Origin of the sequence: Acetobacter lovaniensis (assembly GCF_014207635.1) — a bacterium.
Taxonomy (GTDB): Bacteria; Pseudomonadota; Alphaproteobacteria; order Acetobacterales; family Acetobacteraceae; genus Acetobacter; species Acetobacter lovaniensis.
The window spans coordinates 162,682-181,771 of the sequence record NZ_JACHIE010000003.1; the positions used below are offsets into that span (position 1 = coordinate 162,682).

Below are 19,090 nucleotides of genomic sequence, written 5' to 3' on the forward strand. Positions count from 1 at the left end.
TCACGTTAGTTCCTCCGTTCATAACAGGCGCGGTTGGACGAAAAAAAGAGGCCGGGGGGCAACCGGCCTCAAAACTCAGGGAGTCCACTTATGGCACAAAAGCCATCAGGGATGCACGTAGAGGAATTAACGCCAAACTTCGTAAGTGATTTAAATCTCTCGCTACACTCCCCCGTTACACAGGGAAGAAGCCCAGTTCCGTGAGCACCAGAATTCAGTCGCTCCGGGCATTCTGATCTCATAAAAAAGGAATTGCCTCCATTCAGGGTAAAGCCCTTTGCGAGGTTTGGAATCGGGACCAGTTCCATACGGACGGAGCATCTGCTGTGTCCGCGTGTTGATAGCCCGGATGCATAGCATGGCATGCAGTTGCCGCTCCCGTGGGCATAGCCCCTTACCCGGCGTTAGAGTATTTTCACCCCTTTTTCCCACACGCCTGAACATCTGCGCAGACTCCATCCATACGCATAATCTTTATCTGTTCTGCAATAATGAATGAAATTATGGTGTATAATCGCCCGACATCCCTACAGAGTTCTCAAACCGTAATTGAAAAACTCCAGCATCTTCTCTATTTTGCATAGAGTCTTAGAATAAAAGAGATTATTTTGCTCCATTCCCTTGCATCTCGGATCATCTTTGTCGGTTTCATCGTCAGCGTTAATCTGATCTGTCTTTCCGTGCTGCTGCTCTCCGCCTCCAACAGCATGATCTCAAGCTTCGAATGGAATGCCCACAGACAGAAAATTACCGAAGTTGTCACCGAAACCCTGTCTGATCTACGAGAGGCCCAGGCTGAAGAACGTGGCTACCTGCTCACCACGGACCCTTCCTTCGCCAAGGATTTTGACGACCGTGTGGCCTCCGCCCTCGCCAAGGTCAACACGCTTGAACAACTGGTGCAGGATAATCCCATCCAGCATGAACGGGCACAAAGCCTGCAAGTTGCCACCAATGAGCGGCTGGATACCCTGATCAAACAGATCGCTCTTGCCCGTCAGGGCCGGTTTGATGAAGCCCGGTCACGGGTTATCGTCGGGCAGGGGCGTGTCAACATGGCCATTATTGCTCAAAAAGCCGATGAAATCCGGCAGACAGAACAGGAACTGCTGATTGCGCGGGAAGCCACGGCAAGAGCGCACGCAACATGGAACAGAAATCTGGTCGTTGGTGGATGCCTGATTATTGTCCTGCTGGTAAACGGTCTTCTGTATTTTGTGCTCAATGGCATGCGCCGTTCCGTCAGCCAGATTACGCGCGCCATGTCCGACTTCGGGAATGGCAACCGCACCGTACGTGTGGACGCCCGGATGGGTTGCACGGAGTTTGATATTCTGGCCCATGGCTACAACACCATGGCCGAACGGCTGGATGCCGCCATGCAGGCGCAGGAAGCCAGCGACTATAAACTGCTTCAGGCCAATGCCGAACTCAAACGCAACAACGAAGCCATGGAACTGCTGGGGGAAATGGCCCATCGCCTTCAGGCCGCCCGCACCAGCAGCGAACTTTCTGCCATTATCTGCGCTTTTGTGCCCCGCGTACTGCCCGGCATCCCCGGCGCGCTCTACACATATAACCACACCACCAACCAGCTTGAACGCATTGCGCACTGGGGCAGCCATACGCCTGTGGGGCGTGATGGCCTGCACCCTTCGTCGTGCTGGGCGTTGCGACTGGGGCAGAGTCACTCCGTCAACTCTCCCGGTGGGGACGTAATCTGCCAGCATGTTGATAGCGATATCTGCATCTACCATTGCGAACCCCTGTTCGCGAGTGGTGAAGTTGTAGGGCTTTTGTATCTGCAAAGCCATGTGGCGGAAGAAAACCGCTTCCGCCTTGTTGCACTGGTGGAAAACATTGCCTCTGCTCTGGTTAACCAGAACCTGCAGAAAGACCTGCTTGAACAGACAATCCATGATCCGCTGACCGGGCTGTACAACCGCCGCTACATGGAAGAAGCCCTGAATGCAGAAATTGCCACAGCCAGCCGGAACAATACTGCGCTAAGCCTGATTATGGCCGATATTGATCATTTCAAACGTATCAACGATGAGTTCGGGCACGATGCGGGGGACATGGTCCTGCGCACCTTTGCTAATGAAATCCAGAACTCCTTCAGAAGCAACGACATTGTATGCCGGTTTGGTGGAGAGGAGTTCCTGATCATCACAACCTATCACCCGCTGAACTCGCTCATCCAGCGGGTGGAAGAGCTGCGGTTGAGCCTGTCGCGGCTGGAGTTGTATTATAATGGTCAGGCTCTGGGCAAAATCACCATGTCGTTCGGTGTGACCACGTGGGACAAATCCTTACCAACGGAAACGACCGCCATTATCCGCAAGGCTGACGCGGCTCTTTATCAGGCCAAAAAAGACGGGCGGGATCGTATTGTTGTCGGCTGACATCTGCCACATGCGCGACAATACCGGAGCGCAGACCCTGCCACCCTCTTGATCTCCCGCTCGATCCAACCCATTTCTAGGCCGGAGCAGAATACCGTCTGACACGTCCGGCTACCGCAATGGAGCATCGGCCACCATGTCAGGCGGCATACAATGCGCAGGACAATAACGGGCAACACAGGAAAAAGTTCATGGACCTTCTGCATATTCTCAAGCACCGTCATACAACCAAGGCATATGACAAAGACCGCAAAATACCCGCTCCCGTTGTAGCGCAACTGCTGGAAGCCCTGCGTTACAGCCCCTCCTCCGTCAACTCCCAGCCGTGGCACTTTTTTGTGGCCGACACGGACGAAGGCAAAGCCCGTATTGCCAAATCCACCAGCGGTACCTTTGCCTTTAACGCCTCTCGTGTCACGGATGCCTCACACGTCATTGTACTGAGCGCACGCAACACGCTACCGCCAGAGTACCTGCAAACCCTTGCGGATCAGGAGCAGGCCGATGGCCGCTATGTCGATGCGGATGCCCGTGCACTGACACATAAGGGCCGCTCAGGGTTTGTCGGGCTGCATGAACAGGCAGGAGACCTGCCCGCATGGACACAAAAACAGACCTATATTGCACAGGGTTTCCTGCTTTTGTCTGCCGCCCTCCTTGGCGTGGATGCCACTCCCATGGAAGGTTTTGATGCCGCTATTCTGAGCAAGGAACTGGAACTGGAAGAAAAAGGCCTGTCACCAGCCGTTCTTGTAGCCCTGGGCTACCATTCGGATGCTGACTTCAATGCCAAGCTCCCCAAATCCCGCCTGCCTGAAAAAACCATCTTCTCCCATATCTGACAGCACTCCCCTCCTGCGCCTGAACCATCTTGATCAGGAGGGGTATTTTCCTACAAATGAGGCAAATCATGACCCGCCGCTGGTGCTGATCGGGTCATCATTGATTTTCATTTTTCTAATGATCTGCGCCAGTTCATGCGCATAGGCTGCTTTGACATTGGTAACAGCCTTGCCCACCCGCTCCTTGGGGTGCTTCTGACATTCGTCCCTTATGGCTTTGGATAAGCCTTTTGTCACCTCATCTGGCGGACGGGACTCACTCATTTTATCGCCTGAATAGTCTTCATGCTCGGAATTGAGGTAATCGATACAAATCCCGTTGGCGTTATTGGTCGTCTTCTGCATCAACGCCCTATAGTCTCCGTCCTCCTCATTATCCTGCGCGATGGCAGGAACCGAGCACAGGGCGAACACACCGCCAAGAACAAGACTGATAAGCTGTTTACGCATGGTCCGTGCCTTCCATATTCCTGCCCCATAGGCGCATGGTCGCCAAGAATACCATACCCCACCGTGACCTGCCTAACCGGAGGGGCCTGCTGGGGCACAGAGCATGTATGCACCAGACAAAACCAGCGCAGGACCACACAATGCATACCATGAGAGCCCTCCCGCTCAGGCTGGCATAAGCATTCCCGTTTGTGGCAGCGCATCAAACATACGCGCAAGGATTACCGTGACGGGCATACCCTTCCCTCGCTGACACGTCGTACACAACATCCTGCCATGTCAGAAAACCCATGCACCCACACTGCTTCCATGTCATCACGGATGTGTCTGACCGGGTTTGTATCCATCAGCACTCTGGGCTGCCCGCGCATGCGCTTAAACTCCCCAGCCACCGCCACCCAGCACTTTTAACCTTTTAATAATCCCTTCCGGCCATCCTGTACGGTGTTGACGTATAGCAGGATCCTCCCATGACAACTCTCAACACGGCCCAAGCAGCCAATATGGGCTTCTCCCACACAACTGGGTCCTACAATGCGGCACTCAACACGCACACGACCGCCCCCTCACCTAGCGCAGACAGCACCAGTGCCACCACTGCGGATCAGTCGAGCATAGAAAAGTCTGTGCAAATCACACTATCTCAGGCCGGGATTGAGTTTTTAGCACATTCATCTTCTGCGACCAGCGCGTATCTGGCCTCTGCGCAGGAAGCGCTGAGCAGGCTGGATCAACTTGCCAAATCAAGCCATGCTTCCGCTAAAGAGCAGGCAGAAGAACAGGTCAATAGTCTCAAAGCGCAGATACACCTGCTTATGCAGTTCAAGGCATTCATGTCGCCCAGAGCACTGGCACAGGCTCTGGCACAGCTTGCGCGGCAACTGGCGGCTGCTGTTGCTCAATATACGCAAAATGGCGGCAGCAATGCCGCCATAGGCAACGCCTTGCTGGCAGCACCACAGGGCACAGCGCAAGAGCCGTCCAATACACAGGACACCTCCGAGCAAAATGACCCCACCACACAGACACAACAGAGCGATGCGGATGCGCCCCAGAGCAGCACCACACCGGACAGCACACAGGCTGCAACCTCATCTACTCACGTAACAGCCACAAGAAGCAGCGAAGATCAGGATTTTGCACAAACAGTACGAGGGGTGGCCGCAGAGATTAAAGCACTTCTTCCAGCCAGCAGACACCACCAGAAGAAAACGGATGCCCCAGCCGATACCGACCTTCAGGCCACACGGAATGCTCTTGAAGCTGTGGATCAGATGATCCCACTCCTGAGCGGGCAGTAACCACAGCACAGACTGACACACAAAACAGAGGGGGGGGGGGGAATGGAAAAACAGCCTCTCTGGACTTTTCCCGAAAAAAGCAGTTAAGAAAAACTCATGAGATGGTTTGCAACAAGCATGATCTGCCGCATCCTCGGGCATAAATGGGGAGCATGGCAGCGCCAGCGGTCATGGGACGGTAGCGGAGAGTTCCAGCACCGCAAATGCATGCGGCGCGGCTGTCTGGCTACAGAGCAACAGCGAACAGACTGAGCGCTCCTTTCGGGCGGTTAGTAACCTATCTTCCAGAACTTATCCGGTTTAGAGTAAATGCTGACGTCAAACACGCAGTAGAATTATGCATGATATACTTCCCGATCTTAAAAACCATTATATGCAAATATTGAATGGATTTATTTTCTCAGTATATAATTAAATTTATATCAATAAATAATTTTTATTACATGTTATCCATTATTTATTCAATGGAACTTTATGATTTTAACAATAAATGTCACATCTAAAAATTTCAGATTGTCGTAACAATACAGTCTGATCGTCCCATCAAACAACCAGACTGCATTATCAAAAATTTAAGCTATACCTAATGCCATTTTCGCAAATATTACTTTTTCGGGAGAATCTGCGAATACATATCCTTTTTCAAGGAGTTTTCTCGTGTAATATTTATTATAAATAAACGCCCAAACAAAAGATGCAATAAACACACCAAATCCTACTGTGCATGCACCTATAATACATTGAACAACAAAAAATCCAATAAATGTTATAAAATCCATCCTAAACAAACATGGAAATGCGCCAAAAAAGAAAGTCGTCCACGAGAATCCGTAAAACCCATCTTTCTCTATACCGGTATCTTTGTGCCGAAGTTTAATCCGTGTGGCCATTGCAAGTTCTCGAACTACATTAATGATATTTAATGCCATACATACAGGACGCAGGCAGGACAATCTCCAATCAAATTAATAATGCATCCGCAAAATAAAACAACTTGTGAAACCCAACCTGCGCAGACCCGCAAGATCATGGCTATTACGGATTTACGGTTTCAGTCTGCACTGGCCGGGCGAAGCGTCCGGCGTAACGCGCGGACGTGGTTAGAACATGCGCGACCGTTCCCGGACGGAGATCGAGCAGAAATTGCTGGCCATAAAAATTACCCCCTATCTGGCGGTCAGGACGGCGGCGGGTGCCAGTCTGCGTGGCGAAGCTGCTTGGAGGTTCGCCCGGGATAATCAAAATCTCATCAGTCTGACGGACGTTCAGCAGAGGCATCTTCTACAGCCCAATCTCCCGAGCTATGAGGCGATCGTTCGTTGAGACATCCATGCCTCCCTGACACAAACGAGTTCGACGCCCCCGTCGCGTTCGCCTACAATCCAGAAAGAGGTTGGCCGGGCGTCCGTGCTGCTATCAACAGCGGCGACAAACGCAAGGCCGTCGGGATCATTGAGGAGCCGGTGCGCTCGAAAGGAAAGGTCATGAACGGTCTGGTCAAGAGACGGCACGACGAGGCCATGCTTCTGCTGGAAGGACGATATTGATGATCCGCGCTATCCTGAGCCTGATTTGCGCCATCTGCATCGGCGGCACCGCACACGCGGATGCCAGGCCGGAGTCTTTGGAGGAACTGACCTACAATCTCAATACGAGGTTCAACGACGAGCTTGATGGAAAGGCGTTTCTCAATGGGCGGTTGATCGTGCGCGTCGAACGTGTTTCGACCTGTGTGTCGGCAGTCTGGACCCGAAGCGGCGACGTCGGATCGCCGCTGCGGCGTGACCTGCTGGAATGGGACAAAATGTTTAATGGCGACCCTCGGATTGAGGCTCAGTCTTACTATTTGACGTTCGTCTATACTGACCATCGGAGCGATGATGTTGTATCGATGCCTCTTACAGCACGTCCAGATCGTTTTGAAGATACGGCGGGTGTCTACCTCCCATCGTGCCAATCGAAACAGCACCATCGCAGGTGACGATCTTTGCGTCGGGCGATCCCGCCGACAACATCACGCTCGGCGGGTCTGCCAGAACACAACCCATTCAGTTGGGATCATCTGAATGGGTGGAGATGCTTGCAAAAAACAATGAAACAGAGCCTTTCTGCTGAACCAGAGTTCAGTGGAAATTCTCTAGACGTGACATCGCGACGCAGGATGCCCCGCTCCAGAAACAGATTCAGATTGCGCTGGATCGAACCCTGTGAGGGGACGTGCCCATGCTCCATGATCCTGCCCAGTGTTTTCCATATCTCCGCTACCGTCGCGCGTGGTCCGGCATTCCAGAATACCATGAAACAGGATGCGTCGCAGATCGGTCATCTTGATGCCGACCTCATCGCTCCGTTCCTCCAGGCTGCGCACCACGCTCCGGCTGGTACCCATGCCGCCGGGACGGATTGGACGGTCACGGTTTAGTTCTGGACCATGGGTTATCTATTAGGCGGCGTTGCGCTCATGATCCAGAGGGCTTTTCCATTGAAGTGCAGAATACATCCTCTGCGGATTATAGAAATCATTGATGTAGGATATGATAGCCTACTCGACGTCCTGACGCGTCATCCATGCCTGCCGCCACAGGTGTTCCGCTTTTAAGGTCTTGAAGAAACTCTCCGTCACCGCATTATCCGAGCAGTTTCCCTTTCTGCTCATGGATACGAGAAAGCCATGAGCAGAAAGGAGCTTAAGCGCTGGTGCTGAAAAATCCTGCCCAGAAGGTTGGGTTTAATACTGTGCTTGTGCGAACTGTTCGTGCTGTCTTCTGCGGGTAAAGACCGGGCGTCGTCGCCAAGCCCTGAAACCCCGGTCGCTGACGCCAAACAGGCGGCAGACCCGTTCGCCTGAGAGTGGCCCATGATACCGAGCGATAAAGGCAAACATCACGACCTTTGGCTAGCGAAGAACTGCGTCGCCTTTTTTAGGAGCTCCCTCTCCTCCCGCAGCAGAAGATTCTCACGGCGTAATCTCTCATTCTCACGCAATAGCGCCGTATGATCTGTTGTGTCAGCAACTACAGTATCAAGCTTCAACGCATCGCGGATCCATTTCTTCAATGTCGAAGACCCAATACCCAGACCTTGGGCAATACGCTCACGCGACAGACCGCTGCTCAGAGCCAGACGCACCGCCTCGCGTCGGAATTCTGTTTTGTAAACATGTCCCATTCCAATTCTCCTTCAGACCATCTTCGGTCTTAAAGGTCGGGAACTAAACCGTGACACGTTCAACCTGCGATTGTCGAGATAGCATGCCAGCAGGTCACTGTTGCCCGCCACAAAAATACCTTTCCCCATTTATGCGCCGACTCATCCTGACGCACACCTCTTAAAATAAGAATGATTCTTAATTATAGAAACCCGAAACCTTGGCAAAAGACCCTTGTGCATAGGCGCCAGAAGCCGCGTTGCTTTGGGTTTCCGCTTTGGATGTGCGGCATCATTTTTCGTTACGGCTTATAATTTTTCCTGAAAACGTAATATCCGATGAGGACTTACTCTTCATACGAACGCATGTGCGCACGGTGGCAGACAGACTCATCACGGTTTGCACAAAATCCGTGCCATTTAATCCTGAGCCTGAATATCACCAACTTATCGGTTATGCAGGTAAATATCGGCAACCGCCCCTGTATGTCATTGGCACTGGGCAGCAGCACTCCCGGTCCGAACATATGCGCATGAAATCATGAAACTTCCGCAGGCTCACGCTCCATCAGCGTCTGCGCAATCTCGCTAAGAGTTGCCCGCCTCGCTGCCTGCGAGAAGAGGGGCGCGCCAATCATGAGTTCGTCGGGACGATGCTGTTTTATGAAAGAGGAAATGCGTTCCGCCACGAGATCAGCCGTTCCCGTGAACGTATAGCGCAATGTGCGGTCAATGAGAGCTTGCTCCTGTTCGTTCCATGAAACGGATTGGGGTGCTGGAAATTGCGTTGGACGTCCTCGGCGCAATGCAACAAAATGTTGCTCCAGTGAGGTCCGGGCATGCTGCGCCTCATCGGGTGTTTCCCCGATAACCGCATTGACGGCCAGCATGGCGTAAGGCTTCTGAAGACGTTCTGAAGGTTCAAAACGCTGGCGGTAAAGTGCCAGAGCCTCTTCCATCAGGTCCGGTGCGAAGTGACTGGCGAAGGCAAATGGTAAGCCCATGATCGCAGCCAGATGGGCAGAAAACAGGGATGACCCCAGCAACCAGACAGGCACATCCAGCCCGGCTCCCGGCACTGCAAAGACCGCCTGCCCCGGTTGAGGCTTCTCGAAATAATGCAGAAGTTCGGCAACATCTTGCGGGAAGCGATCGGTGGAGCCGGGATCACGCCTCAACGCCCGCATGGTCGCCTGATCTGAGCCCGGTGCCCGCCCCAGTCCGAGGTCGATCCGTCCGGGGTAAAGAGACTCCAGTGTCCCGAACGCTTCGGCGACAGCGAGCGGTGCATGATTGGGCAACATGATCCCCCCCGCGCCGACCCGGATTGTTTTTGTCGCCCCGGCAACATAGCCAATAGCCACAGCAGTCGCGGCCGAAGCAATACCCGGCATCGCATGATGCTCAGCCAGCCAGAAACGACGAAACCCTAAACTTTCTGCATGCACAGCAAGGTCAGCGCTACGATGTAGCGCCTCTGCGGCCGAACTGCCTTCGTTGATGAACGCAAGATCGAGAATTGAAAGCGGAATCATGGGAACTACCCTATATATTACCTCTCCCTTCACATGGGACTGCGGACATCATATGCCAAGCCACTGGCCGAATGTCCTGTTCTTACAGGCCCCTTGAGGAAGAAGCTCTCTGAACGCCTCACCATCGCTGGTCTAGAGCGGACAGAGGTCCGCCAATAAGACAGGAAACGCCCTGCCCACACCCATGTAAATCCCGTAGAGCGGACAGTATTGGCACCGGTATTATCCAAAGCCAGAAAAAAGCCCTGAAGATCAAGGCTTTTGAGAACTTATGAGACTGTCTGAGAATGAGGGTTGGCGGAAGGGGTGGGATTCGAACCCACGGTACGCTCTCACGCACGCCGGTTTTCAAGACCGGTGCCTTAAACCGCTCGGCCACCCTTCCTTACCTGTTCAGGTGCAGCCTTATAAACAGGATGCAACGGTTCTGTCCAGCGGGACAAAGCGGGGGAGTTCTCTGCGCAGCGCTTGCCCTTCCTGCCCTGGAACTGTACAAGCCCCAAACAGAATAGCCATTCCTCTCAGGAACCAAGTATGAAACAGCAGGCAAACCTGATCCGCGCCGGTCAGGTGATTGAGCATGATGGCCGTCGCTGGACGGTCTTAAAACAGCAGATTATTACCCCGGGTAAGGGGGGGGCGTTCATTCAGGTTGAAATGCGCGACCTCAAGACCGGCAACAAAACCAACGAACGCTGGCGTACGGCTGATACGGTCGAACGGCTGATGACCGAAGACCGTGAATATCTGTATTCCTATACAGATGGCGAACTGCTGGTTCTGATGGACCCCGAAACCTTTGAACAGCTTTCTGTCCCCACCGATCTGCTGGGCGATCAGGCTCCCTTCATTCAGGACAACATGACCATCAACCTGCATCTGGTTGAAGGGGACCCGGTTGGCATTGACCTGCCCCCGCATGTTACGCTGGAAGTGGTTGAAGCTGATCCGGTTGTAAAAGGCCAGACCGCCAGTTCCTCCTACAAGCCCGCCATGCTGTCCAATGGTGTAAAAACCATGGTCCCGCCGTTTATCGAAGCAGGCGAACGCATTGTGGTCCGCACGGAAGACGGGTCTTACGTCGAACGCGCCAAGGACTGATTTTTTCAGCTTTTTTCTCTCCAGAGCAGGACTTAATTACAGTGGCCATGCGTCTCTCCCCCGTCATGATGGTGATGCAAACCGCAGCCCAGAAGGCGGCCAAGCGTCTCCTGCGCGATTTTAACGAAGTCGAGCAGCTTCAGGTAAGCATCAAGGGGCCGGGTGACTTTGTTTCCCAGGCGGACCTCCGTGCAGAACAGACCCTGCGCGAAGAACTGGAACGGGCCCGTCCGGGCTACGCCTTTCTTATGGAAGAATCCGGGGAATCGGGTAGCGATAACTGGACATGGCGCTGGATTGTTGACCCGCTCGACGGTACCTCCAACTTCCTGCACGGCATTCCGCACTGGGCCATTTCCATTGGTCTCCAGCGCCGCCTGCCCGATGGCAAGGTGGAACTGGCCGCGGCCCTGATCTACAACCCCGCAGCGGGTGAAATGTTCTGGGCCGAAAAGGGGAGTGGCGCATTCCTGAACGAGCGGCGCATTCGTGTGTCCGCCCGGCGGGAAATGCCCGAATCCCTGTTTGCCACAGGTATTCCCTTTGCCAAGGTACCTGCCCGCCAGCGCCTGCCTTTTGCGCGCGTACTGGGCAACCTTATGCCCCGCGTGGCTGGCGTGCGCCGCTTTGGCGCGGCTTCGCTGGACCTCGCATGGGTCGCGGCAGGCCGTTACGAAGGGTATTGGGAATTCGGCATCAAGCCATGGGATTGTGCCGCAGGTATTCTGATCGTACGTGAAGCGGGTGGTCAGGTTACAGCCCCCGATGGCACGGAACTCGATGACCTGCCCGATGATATCATGATTGTCGCAGGCAATGGCAACATGCACGGCAAACTGCTCGACATTGTTGCCGACAGCCTGAAAAACCCGGAATAACACTCCGCCGACCAGCCTCCGGACCACGCCTGAGCTGGGGAGAGTAGCACTGCATGACTACGCATTTACCTCCCCACACACCCTCGGCGGGTCCAGAGTCCGGTTTGGCATCCCCCCACACCCCAACAGAATGCCCACTCTGCCGCGCACAGGGAGCTGCTTTTGCATTCAGCAAGAATGGCTACGACCTGTTCCGCTGCCCCGACTGTGATTTTCTGTTCGTTCACCCCTATCCCGATGTCGCCACACTCCGTGCGTTTTACGAAACGACGTATCGCGGTGCATCGGCCGATTTTTACCCCAAAGCCTTCAGCCGCCGCTGGCGCGCAGGGTGGCGGAGCCTCCAGTTCCTGCCCTATGTCTGGCGCAAGGATGTTCTGGATTTTGGGTGTGGCGGCGGCTTTATGGCCGAAGCATTCAGCCGGCTGGGTGCGCGCGCTGCGGGGCTGGACATCAGCCAGAACAGCATTGCCTACGCCAAGCGCCACTTCCCTCAGACCTCATTCTACTGCGAAGAGTCAACCACCTTCCGCCAGCGTGGCCTGACGTTTGACTTTATATTCAGCTCCGAGGTGCTGGAACATGTGGCCGGGCCAAACGAGTTTATGCAGACACTGGCCGCAATTACCCGCCCCAATGGCTTTGTCTATATTTCGGCCCCAGATATAGGGCACCCTGCCGTGCCACAGGACCTTCCCTCCTGGACGGATATTTGCCCGCCCGAACATTTGCAGTTTTTCAACCACCGCAATCTCTGCCTGATTTTTGAACGCTATGGCTTTACCCTGCACAAAACCATGAAAAACCTCACGCCAGCCCACTCGGTCATTTTCCGGCGCAAGAGCGCCTGACCCACACCCTGACGGCTCGGCTCTGGCATTTGCCGCAAGAATACTCATGTAAAGTAAACCATGCAGCCATCCTTCCCCTCAGCCCACGAAGCCCCGGCCCTTGTTCCCCATCAGGGGCGGTTTTCGCTCCTGACAGAAGATGGCGAACTGCTCAGCCTGAGTGCCGCCGAGGTACGCGAGCGACTGCACGCCATGCCGTGCCCACTGGTGGTGCATGCCCCGGCACTGGCCCGCAAGCTGGACCTCCCGCCCACAGGCCAGCCCTCCCCCTGGCTGGACCTGCTGGAACTTTTTACATTCGTGTATCCCGCCCGCCCTGTGGCCCCCACTCCCCGTGGCCTTGCTCTGGCCCTTGGGCTGGACGAGCAGAATATTGACCGGGCAGAGGCAGACCTGCTGCCCAACCTTTTGTCCATCCTGCTGGGTGAGCTGGCACGGCAGGCCAGAAGCGGGCAGATTGAACTTCTGGCGGCCTTTACGGTCCGGCTGGGGCAGGCTGGCTGGATATGGACCGGCACTGTGGCGGAAACCATAGACCTGCACAGCCGGCTTACCAACAACGGCAGGCTGGCGGAAGAAGCCACCCAGCCCGCAGATGCCCTGCGCGTATGGCGGCACCTGCCAAAATGGGAGGAAAGCGCGCAACGCCCTCCCCCCGCCTCCCACCCCATCAGCCCGGCGGAAGCGCGGGAGCGGCTGGTCAACATTCTGGGGAGCGATGCTGAGGTCCGGTCCGGGCAGGCGGATTTTGCCAGTGTCTCAACCGAGGCATTTGCCCCACGCACCATGCGCGGCGACCCCGCCATTGTGCTGGCCGAAGCCGGAACAGGCACCGGCAAAACACTGGGCTACATAGCCCCGGCCAGCCTGTGGGCGGAGCGGAACGACGGTGCCGTGTGGCTCAGCACCTATACGCGCCACCTGCAACGCCAGATCGAGCAGGAAACAAAACGCCTCTACCCCGACCCCACAACACACCGCCAGAAGGTGGTGCTGCGCAAAGGGCGTGAAAACTACCTGTGCCTGCTGAACATGGAGGAAGCCGTCAACTCCGCTGCCTCCCGCCCCGCGGGCATTACCATTGCCCTGTGCATGCTCGCACGCTGGGCCCTGGCCACAGCAGACGGAGACCTGTTTGGCGGGGACCTGCCCGGCTGGTTTGGAGACCTGTTCGGCCACGGCAACCTTGCCGGTGTCGCCGACCGTAGGGGGGAATGCATCCACGGAGCCTGCGCGCATTATCAGCGCTGCTTTGTTGAACACTCCATACGCCGTGCGCACGATGCCGCACTGGTCATTGCCAACCATGCACTGGTCATGACACAGGCCGCCTACGCTCAGGCAGGCATGAGTGATGATGACGAGGCAGGCGAGCAGAGCAACATTCCCACACGCTATGTGTTTGATGAAGGCCACCATCTGGCCGATGCGGCAGACAGTGCTTTTTCCGCCGAGCTTTCGGGGCTGGAAACAGCCGAACTGCGGCGCTGGCTTCTGGGGGCGGAAGGCCGACGCTCACGCGCAAGGGGGCTCAAGCGCAGGCTGGATGATCTGGTTGTCGGCCACCCCAAGCTTGAAAACCCGCTGGATGCCGCCCTGCTGGCGGCCACGGCCCTGCCAGCACCGGGCTGGTCCACACGTCTGGCACCAGAGGTGGCAAACACGCCCCCGCCTCCGGAGCCCATGGAACTGAATACCCTGTTCCCGCCCGAACCTCCGGCAGACCAGCCGATTATGGAAAACCCGACAGAAGCTTTTTTACGCCTGTTGCGCCAGCAGGCCATGGCCCGTGCGGCCGAGGGGGGCAAACAGTCCATCCACACAGCCATGGAATGCGACCTGCACCCGCTTGTGCCCGACATGGCCGAGGCAGGCCAGCAACTGGCCCGCGCGCTCAGCCGGATTGTAGAGCCCCTGCGCACCCTGAGCGAACGCCTGCAAGCCCGGCTGGAAGAAGATGCAGACACGCTGGACACCACAACCCGTGGCCGCATAGAGGCCATGACCCGCGCCCTGCGCCGCCGCGCCATATCCCGGCTGGATGCATGGATTACCATGCTGACCGCACTGGACCAGCCACCAGAGCCGGGCAGCACGCCTGCGCATATCCACTTCATTCGCCTTGAACGGCGCGACAGGCAGCGCATGAACGAACAGGACGTGGGACTTTACCGCCACTGGCTGGACCCGACCATTCCCTTTGCGGGCATTATGGCCATGCCCGCGCAAGGCATGCTCATGACCTCCGCCACCCTACGTGACCAGCAAGGCGGTGGAACAGAGAGTGACGAGGCTGAAACCGCGTGGGAAGCTGCCGAAGCCCGCACCGGGGCCAATCATTTCCCCTCCCCTGCCCTGCGGGCCAGTCTGGCCAGTCCGTTTGATTATGCCCGCCAGACCCGTGCCTTTATTGTAACGGACGTGGACAATAGCAGCCTTGTGGACCTGTCTGCGGCGTTTCGTACCCTTTTCCAGTCCTCTGGCGGTGGCGGGCTTGGCCTGTTTACCGCTATCTCCCGCCTGCGCGGTGTGTATGACCGCATAGCCCCCACGCTGGAGGAAGAAGGCCTGCCCATTTACGCCCAGCATGTGGATGCCATGGACAACAACACGCTGGTTGATATTTTCCGGACCGAGGAACATGCCTGCCTGCTCGGCACGGATGCCATGCGGGATGGGGTGGACGTTCCGGGCAATGCCCTGCGTCTGGTTGTGTTTGAGCGCGTGCCTTGGCCCCGGCCAGATATTCTGCACCGTGAGCGGCGGATTCATCTGTCTGGTGGAGACCCAAAAGGGTTTGATGACCGCATAGCCCGGCTCAGGCTGCGGCAGGCCTTCGGGCGGCTGATTCGCCGACAGTCAGACCGCGGGGTGTTTGTCCTGCTGGACCGGCGCACACCCACAAGGCTTTTAAGCGCCTTCCCCAACGGGGTTGCCGTCGAGCGGTGTGGCCTTGCGCAGACGGCACGCCAGATCACCGCTTTTCTGGCGGAGCAGACCGGACAAAACTGACCAGCCCGCCCCAGACCGCCCTATTAGAGCGGTTTAAGGTTGGTGGCCGCCTGCTTGCCGCGTTCCTCCACCATGTCGTAGGACAGTTTCTGTCCATCATTCAACGCGCGCAGACCGGCTGCCTGTACAGCGGTAATATGCACAAACACGTCTTTTCCTCCATCATCGGGGGCAATAAAACCAAACCCTTTGGTGGCGTTGAACCATTTAACGGTACCTGTCGACATGAGCGAAGTCATCCTTATTTCGGCCAGTTACTCCTCCTGCACACGACGCGCCGCGAGGAGAGATGACATTCTCCCCCACGACCGGGGGCGCTTGTCAATCACAATTCAGTCCGCGCCCCAATTCCTTCCACCCGGACACCTTACGGATTGAGCGTACTTTTGAGGAAGGCAAGGCTACGTTCCTGTGCCTGTACAAAGGCCTGCGCATTGTAAGATGCGCGTTCCTCACAGCCAAAACCGTGTTCCGCATCGTCATAAACATAAAGTTCAACGTCGGGCTGAGCGGCCCGGATGGCGGCTATATCGGTATGAGGGATGCTCGTATCCCGCTCACCAAAATGTAATTGCACGGGGCAGCGTGGAGTCTCCACCCTGTGGGCGGCAATGCCCCCACCGTACCAGCTTACGGCTGCGGCAAAATCCTCCGTGCCTGTTGCGGCATCCCACGCCAGAGTACCACCCCAGCAATACCCGATCACCCCGACCTTGCGGGCCTTTAGCGCACGGGCTGCGGCCTGTACGTCCAGCAGGGTTTTGGCGGTGGGAATCCGCGCACGCAGGGCAAGGCCCTTCTGCACGCCATCTGTTGTGTATTCCAGCTCCACGCCACGTTCTGCGCGGTCAAACAAAGCGGGGGCAATCACGTGAAAACCCGCCTGGGCAAACCGCTCGCATACCGTGCGGATATGGTGGTTTACGCCAAAAATTTCCTGCAACACCACCAGAGCATAGGGGTGCGTGCCGCGTTCGGTCTCCCACGCGCTAAACTGGTGGCCATCGGCGGCTTCCAATGTGCGTATCTGTCCCATGTTCAATCTCCCTGTCTGGATTGACGTTAAAACAAAAAGAAACTTTCCCCCATTCCTTGACACCCCCATGAGGCGTACCTACTTTCTGCCTTGGCACTCCTGATAGGGGAGTGCTAACGCGACGCGGCGTTCTGTTACGCGCGGTTCAAACGGGTGGCGCTGCTTTCTGACAAAGGGCGTCATCACAGCAAATGAATGTGGAGTGATCCATAATGACGAAGTTTCGTCCCTTACACGACCGGGTAGTTGTACGGCGCCTTGAAGGCGAACAGAAGACCGCCGGTGGCATCATCATCCCCGACACGGCCAAAGAAAAGCCTATGGAAGGCGAAGTGGTTGCTGTTGGCGCGGGTGCGCGCAACGAGCAGGGTCAGATTGTGGCGCTTGATGTCAAGGCCGGTGACCGCGTTCTGTTCGGCAAGTGGTCCGGCACGGAAGTGAAGATCGACGGCGAAGAGCTGCTGATCATGAAGGAAAGCGACATTCTGGGCATTGTTGCAGCCTGATCCGCACTGATCCGACCGTAAACTTACAAAAGATCTTCACAGGAGAAATTCAATGGCTGCCAAAGACGTAAAGTTTGGTGCAGACGCACGCCAGCGCATGCTGCGCGGTGTGGACATTCTGGCTGATGCCGTAAAGGTAACGCTGGGCCCCAAAGGCCGTAACGTTGTTCTGGACAAGAGCTTCGGCGCACCCCGCATCACCAAGGACGGCGTTTCCGTCGCCAAGGAAATCGAACTGGCTGACAAGTTCGAAAACATGGGCGCACAGATGCTGCGCGAAGTGGCATCCAAGACCAACGACGTTGCGGGTGACGGCACGACCACTGCAACCGTTCTGGCTCAGGCCATTGTGCGCGAAGGCCTGAAGGCCGTTGCCGCTGGCATGAACCCGATGGACCTCAAGCGCGGTGTGGACAAAGCCGTTGCCGTGGTTGTTGAAGAGCTGAAGAAGAACGCCAAAAAGGTTACCACCCCGGCGGAAACTGCTCAGGTCGGCACCATCTCTGCCAACGGTGAATCCGAAATCGGCAAGATGATCTCCGAAGCCATGCAGAAAGTTGGCTCCGAAGGCGTTATCACCGTTGAAGAAGCCAAGCACTTCCAGACCGAACTGGACGTGGTTGAAGGCATGCAGTTCGACCGTGGCTACATCTCTCCGTACTTCGTGACGAACCCGGAAAAGATGACGGCCGATCTGGAAAACCCCTACATCCTGATCCATGAAAAGAAGCTCTCTTCTCTTCAGCCGATCCTGCCGCTGCTGGAATCCGTTGTTCAGTCCGGCCGTCCGCTGCTGATCATTGCGGAAGATGTTGATGGCGAAGCGCTGGCAACCCTGGTTGTCAACAAGCTGCGCGGTGGCCTCAAGATTGCTGCTGTCAAGGCTCCTGGCTTCGGTGACCGCCGCAAGGCTATGCTGGAAGACATCGCCATCCTGACCGGTGGTCAGGTTATCAGCGAAGACCTCGGCATCAAGCTCGAAACGGTTACGCTGAACATGCTTGGCACCGCCAAGAAGGTTCACATCGACAAAGAAAACACGACCATTGTTGACGGTGCTGGCAACGGCGACGACATCAAGGGCCGCGTCAAGCAGATCCGTGCGCAGATCGAGGAAACCTCCTCTGACTACGACCGTGAAAAGCTGCAGGAACGTCTGGCCAAACTGGCTGGCGGTGTTGCCGTGATCCGCGTTGGCGGCTCCACGGAAATCGAAGTGAAGGAACGCAAGGACCGCGTGGACGACGCCCTGCACGCAACCCGCGCAGCAGTTGAAGAAGGCATTGTTCCCGGTGGTGGTACGGCTCTGGCCCGTGCAACCAAGGCTCTGGCCCACCTGCACTACCACAATGACGACCAGCGCGTTGGTGGCAACATCATCCTCAGCGCCCTGCAGGCTCCCCTGCGCCAGATCGCCCTGAACGCGGGTGAAGACGGTGCCGTGGTTGCCAACAAGGTACTCGAAAGCGAAGACTACAACTTCGGGTTCGACGCACAGGCTGGCGAATACAAGAACCTGGTTGAAGCCGGTATTATTGACCCGGCCAAGGTTGTCCGTACCGCTCTGCAGGATGCAGCATCCGTTGCTGGCCTGCTGATCACCACGGAAGCCATGGTTGCAGAACGCCCCGAAAAGAAGGCAGCCCCTGCTGGCGGTCCTGACATGGGCGGCATGGGTGGCATGGACTTCTAAGTTACCCAAACCGGTTTTTAAGGGTTTTGGAGGTACTGGCCCGTCCAGTGCCTCCGTTATCCCCCGGAACAGGTATAAGGGCGTGCAGGCCATTATGGTTTGCACGCCCTTTTTTATTTGAGCTGGACACCGTAGCGGCCTCTTTTTTTGTGGCTTTTTCCAGCCATAAATCAGATTGTGAAACAATTCGGTATCAAACTGGATTGCCACCCCGGTCATTCCGGAATAGATACAATAAGATTAGGCCCATCGCTCCTTACACGAATCTGGCGAGCGTCAATGGCTGCGTATTTTAAGGAGAACGCATCATCATGTCAGCGCGACCCTTCCAAG

At 56.0% G+C, this 19,090-nt stretch carries 18 protein-coding genes, 1 tRNA gene and 1 pseudogene; 13 read left to right on the forward strand and 7 right to left on the reverse strand.

Features of this window, described 5'->3' with window-relative positions:
- Nucleotides 1-608: 608 nt before the first annotated feature.
- Together HNR55_RS05600 and nfsB are read left to right on the forward strand one after the other, a co-directional pair.
- Nucleotides 609-2,405, forward strand: coding sequence for a sensor domain-containing diguanylate cyclase (locus HNR55_RS05600; RefSeq protein ID WP_166112533.1), 1,797 nt, complete (start codon nucleotides 609-611; stop codon nucleotides 2,403-2,405).
- Between the two features lie 191 nt (nucleotides 2,406-2,596).
- Nucleotides 2,597-3,247 carry an oxygen-insensitive NAD(P)H nitroreductase gene (nfsB, locus tag HNR55_RS05605; RefSeq protein WP_166112536.1) on the forward strand — a complete coding sequence of 217 codons (651 nt, stop codon included), beginning with the start codon at nucleotides 2,597-2,599 and terminating at the stop codon, nucleotides 3,245-3,247.
- 66 nt (nucleotides 3,248-3,313) lie between these two features.
- Here the strand turns inward: nfsB and HNR55_RS05610 are convergent, their stop codons facing one another.
- Nucleotides 3,314-3,697, reverse strand: a complete 384-nt coding sequence (locus tag HNR55_RS05610) for a hypothetical protein (protein WP_242005454.1) — start codon at nucleotides 3,695-3,697, stop codon at nucleotides 3,314-3,316.
- Nucleotides 3,698-4,167: 470 nt separating this feature from the next.
- On the opposite strand from HNR55_RS05610, the gene HNR55_RS05615 reads away from it, so the two are divergent.
- On the forward strand, nucleotides 4,168-4,998 hold the full coding sequence (locus HNR55_RS05615; RefSeq protein WP_166112539.1) for a hypothetical protein: 831 nt from the start codon (nucleotides 4,168-4,170) through the stop codon (nucleotides 4,996-4,998).
- 572 nt (nucleotides 4,999-5,570) lie between these two features.
- Here the strand turns inward: HNR55_RS05615 and HNR55_RS05620 are convergent.
- Complete coding sequence (locus tag HNR55_RS05620) at nucleotides 5,571-5,888, reverse strand: hypothetical protein (RefSeq protein WP_166112542.1); 318 nt, start codon at nucleotides 5,886-5,888, stop codon at nucleotides 5,571-5,573.
- A gap of 217 nt (nucleotides 5,889-6,105) precedes the next feature.
- Between HNR55_RS05620 and HNR55_RS05625 the strand changes: the two genes are divergently transcribed.
- From HNR55_RS05625 to HNR55_RS05635, 4 genes are all read left to right on the forward strand, one after another.
- Entirely contained in the window at nucleotides 6,106-6,321 is a 216-nt protein-coding gene (locus HNR55_RS05625) for a lysozyme family protein (protein WP_166112545.1), read from the forward strand.
- On the forward strand, nucleotides 6,318-6,545 hold the full coding sequence (locus HNR55_RS17250) for a glycoside hydrolase family protein (protein ID WP_373318096.1): 228 nt from the start codon (nucleotides 6,318-6,320) through the stop codon (nucleotides 6,543-6,545). Before HNR55_RS05625 ends, HNR55_RS17250 begins: the two co-directional genes overlap by 4 nt.
- Nucleotides 6,545-6,979, forward strand: a complete 435-nt coding sequence (locus HNR55_RS05630) for a hypothetical protein (RefSeq protein ID WP_166112548.1) — start codon at nucleotides 6,545-6,547, stop codon at nucleotides 6,977-6,979. Before HNR55_RS17250 ends, HNR55_RS05630 begins: the two co-directional genes overlap by 1 nt.
- Nucleotides 6,980-7,228: 249 nt before the next feature.
- Nucleotides 7,229-7,420, forward strand: coding sequence for a hypothetical protein (locus HNR55_RS05635; RefSeq protein WP_166112551.1), 192 nt, complete (start codon nucleotides 7,229-7,231; stop codon nucleotides 7,418-7,420).
- Nucleotides 7,421-7,441: 21 nt separating this feature from the next.
- On the opposite strand, the pseudogene HNR55_RS05640 reads toward HNR55_RS05635, so the two are convergent.
- From HNR55_RS05640 to HNR55_RS05650, 3 genes and pseudogenes are all read right to left on the reverse strand, one after another.
- Nucleotides 7,442-8,166 (reverse strand): annotated as a pseudogene (locus HNR55_RS05640) (transposase).
- Between the two features lie 518 nt (nucleotides 8,167-8,684).
- Nucleotides 8,685-9,680: an LLM class flavin-dependent oxidoreductase gene (locus tag HNR55_RS05645; protein ID WP_166112554.1), complete on the reverse strand. Its 996-nt coding sequence runs from the start codon at nucleotides 9,678-9,680 to the stop codon at nucleotides 8,685-8,687.
- A 295-nt stretch (nucleotides 9,681-9,975) separates the two neighbouring features.
- Nucleotides 9,976-10,065, reverse strand: a tRNA-Ser gene (locus HNR55_RS05650).
- A 149-nt stretch (nucleotides 10,066-10,214) separates the two neighbouring features.
- Here HNR55_RS05650 and efp point away from each other — a divergent pair.
- Genes efp through HNR55_RS05670 form a run of 4 tightly spaced genes read left to right on the forward strand, consistent with a single transcriptional unit; the run spans nucleotide 10,215 to nucleotide 15,522 of the window.
- Complete coding sequence (gene efp / locus HNR55_RS05655; RefSeq protein WP_048853086.1) at nucleotides 10,215-10,781, forward strand: elongation factor P; 567 nt, start codon at nucleotides 10,215-10,217, stop codon at nucleotides 10,779-10,781.
- A 47-nt stretch (nucleotides 10,782-10,828) separates the two neighbouring features.
- Nucleotides 10,829-11,659 (forward strand): inositol monophosphatase family protein, encoded by an 831-nt coding sequence (locus tag HNR55_RS05660; RefSeq protein WP_166112713.1) that lies wholly within the window; start codon nucleotides 10,829-10,831, stop codon nucleotides 11,657-11,659.
- A gap of 53 nt (nucleotides 11,660-11,712) precedes the next feature.
- The gene (locus HNR55_RS05665; protein WP_166112557.1) at nucleotides 11,713-12,510 is read left to right on the forward strand and encodes a class I SAM-dependent methyltransferase; all 798 of its coding nucleotides are present in this window, start codon (nucleotides 11,713-11,715) and stop codon (nucleotides 12,508-12,510) included.
- 60 nt (nucleotides 12,511-12,570) lie between these two features.
- The gene (locus HNR55_RS05670; protein WP_166112560.1) at nucleotides 12,571-15,522 is read left to right on the forward strand and encodes an ATP-dependent DNA helicase; all 2,952 of its coding nucleotides are present in this window, start codon (nucleotides 12,571-12,573) and stop codon (nucleotides 15,520-15,522) included.
- Nucleotides 15,523-15,545: 23 nt separating this feature from the next.
- Here the strand turns inward: HNR55_RS05670 and HNR55_RS05675 are convergent, their stop codons facing one another.
- Entirely contained in the window at nucleotides 15,546-15,749 is a 204-nt protein-coding gene (locus HNR55_RS05675) for a cold-shock protein (protein WP_025827469.1), read from the reverse strand.
- 140 nt (nucleotides 15,750-15,889) lie between these two features.
- Nucleotides 15,890-16,558 carry a dienelactone hydrolase family protein gene (locus HNR55_RS05680; protein ID WP_166112563.1) on the reverse strand — a complete coding sequence of 223 codons (669 nt, stop codon included), beginning with the start codon at nucleotides 16,556-16,558 and terminating at the stop codon, nucleotides 15,890-15,892.
- A 212-nt stretch (nucleotides 16,559-16,770) separates the two neighbouring features.
- On the opposite strand from HNR55_RS05680, the gene groES reads away from it, so the two are divergent.
- Nucleotides 16,771-17,064 carry a co-chaperone GroES gene (groES, locus tag HNR55_RS05685; protein ID WP_086645528.1) on the forward strand — a complete coding sequence of 98 codons (294 nt, stop codon included), beginning with the start codon at nucleotides 16,771-16,773 and terminating at the stop codon, nucleotides 17,062-17,064.
- 52 nt (nucleotides 17,065-17,116) lie between these two features.
- Entirely contained in the window at nucleotides 17,117-18,757 is a 1,641-nt protein-coding gene (gene groL / locus HNR55_RS05690) for a chaperonin GroEL (protein WP_166112566.1), read from the forward strand.
- Nucleotides 18,758-19,090: the final 333 nt, after the last annotated feature.

Excerpts from the sequence above, each read along its gene's own strand:
- nfsB (WP_166112536.1), top strand. The coding sequence starts at position 2,597 with ATGGACCTTCTGCATATTCTCAAGCACCGTCATACAACCAAGGCATAT.
- HNR55_RS05645 (WP_166112554.1), bottom strand. The coding sequence starts at position 9,680 with ATGATTCCGCTTTCAATTCTCGATCTTGCGTTCATCAACGAAGGCAGT.
- HNR55_RS05680 (WP_166112563.1), bottom strand. The coding sequence starts at position 16,558 with ATGGGACAGATACGCACATTGGAAGCCGCCGATGGCCACCAGTTTAGC.
- efp (WP_048853086.1), top strand. The coding sequence starts at position 10,215 with ATGAAACAGCAGGCAAACCTGATCCGCGCCGGTCAGGTGATTGAGCAT.
- HNR55_RS05660 (WP_166112713.1), top strand. The coding sequence starts at position 10,829 with ATGCGTCTCTCCCCCGTCATGATGGTGATGCAAACCGCAGCCCAGAAG.
- groES (WP_086645528.1), top strand. The coding sequence starts at position 16,771 with ATGACGAAGTTTCGTCCCTTACACGACCGGGTAGTTGTACGGCGCCTT.
- HNR55_RS05670 (WP_166112560.1), top strand. The coding sequence starts at position 12,571 with ATGCAGCCATCCTTCCCCTCAGCCCACGAAGCCCCGGCCCTTGTTCCC.
- HNR55_RS05635 (WP_166112551.1), top strand. The coding sequence starts at position 7,229 with ATGATCCTGCCCAGTGTTTTCCATATCTCCGCTACCGTCGCGCGTGGT.
- groL (WP_166112566.1), top strand. The coding sequence starts at position 17,117 with ATGGCTGCCAAAGACGTAAAGTTTGGTGCAGACGCACGCCAGCGCATG.
- HNR55_RS05615 (WP_166112539.1), top strand. The coding sequence starts at position 4,168 with ATGACAACTCTCAACACGGCCCAAGCAGCCAATATGGGCTTCTCCCAC.
- HNR55_RS05665 (WP_166112557.1), top strand. The coding sequence starts at position 11,713 with ATGACTACGCATTTACCTCCCCACACACCCTCGGCGGGTCCAGAGTCC.
- HNR55_RS05620 (WP_166112542.1), bottom strand. The coding sequence starts at position 5,888 with ATGGCCACACGGATTAAACTTCGGCACAAAGATACCGGTATAGAGAAA.
- HNR55_RS05675 (WP_025827469.1), bottom strand. The coding sequence starts at position 15,749 with ATGTCGACAGGTACCGTTAAATGGTTCAACGCCACCAAAGGGTTTGGT.
- HNR55_RS05610 (WP_242005454.1), bottom strand. The coding sequence starts at position 3,697 with ATGCGTAAACAGCTTATCAGTCTTGTTCTTGGCGGTGTGTTCGCCCTG.
- HNR55_RS05630 (WP_166112548.1), top strand. The coding sequence starts at position 6,545 with ATGATCCGCGCTATCCTGAGCCTGATTTGCGCCATCTGCATCGGCGGC.
- HNR55_RS05625 (WP_166112545.1), top strand. The coding sequence starts at position 6,106 with ATGCGCGACCGTTCCCGGACGGAGATCGAGCAGAAATTGCTGGCCATA.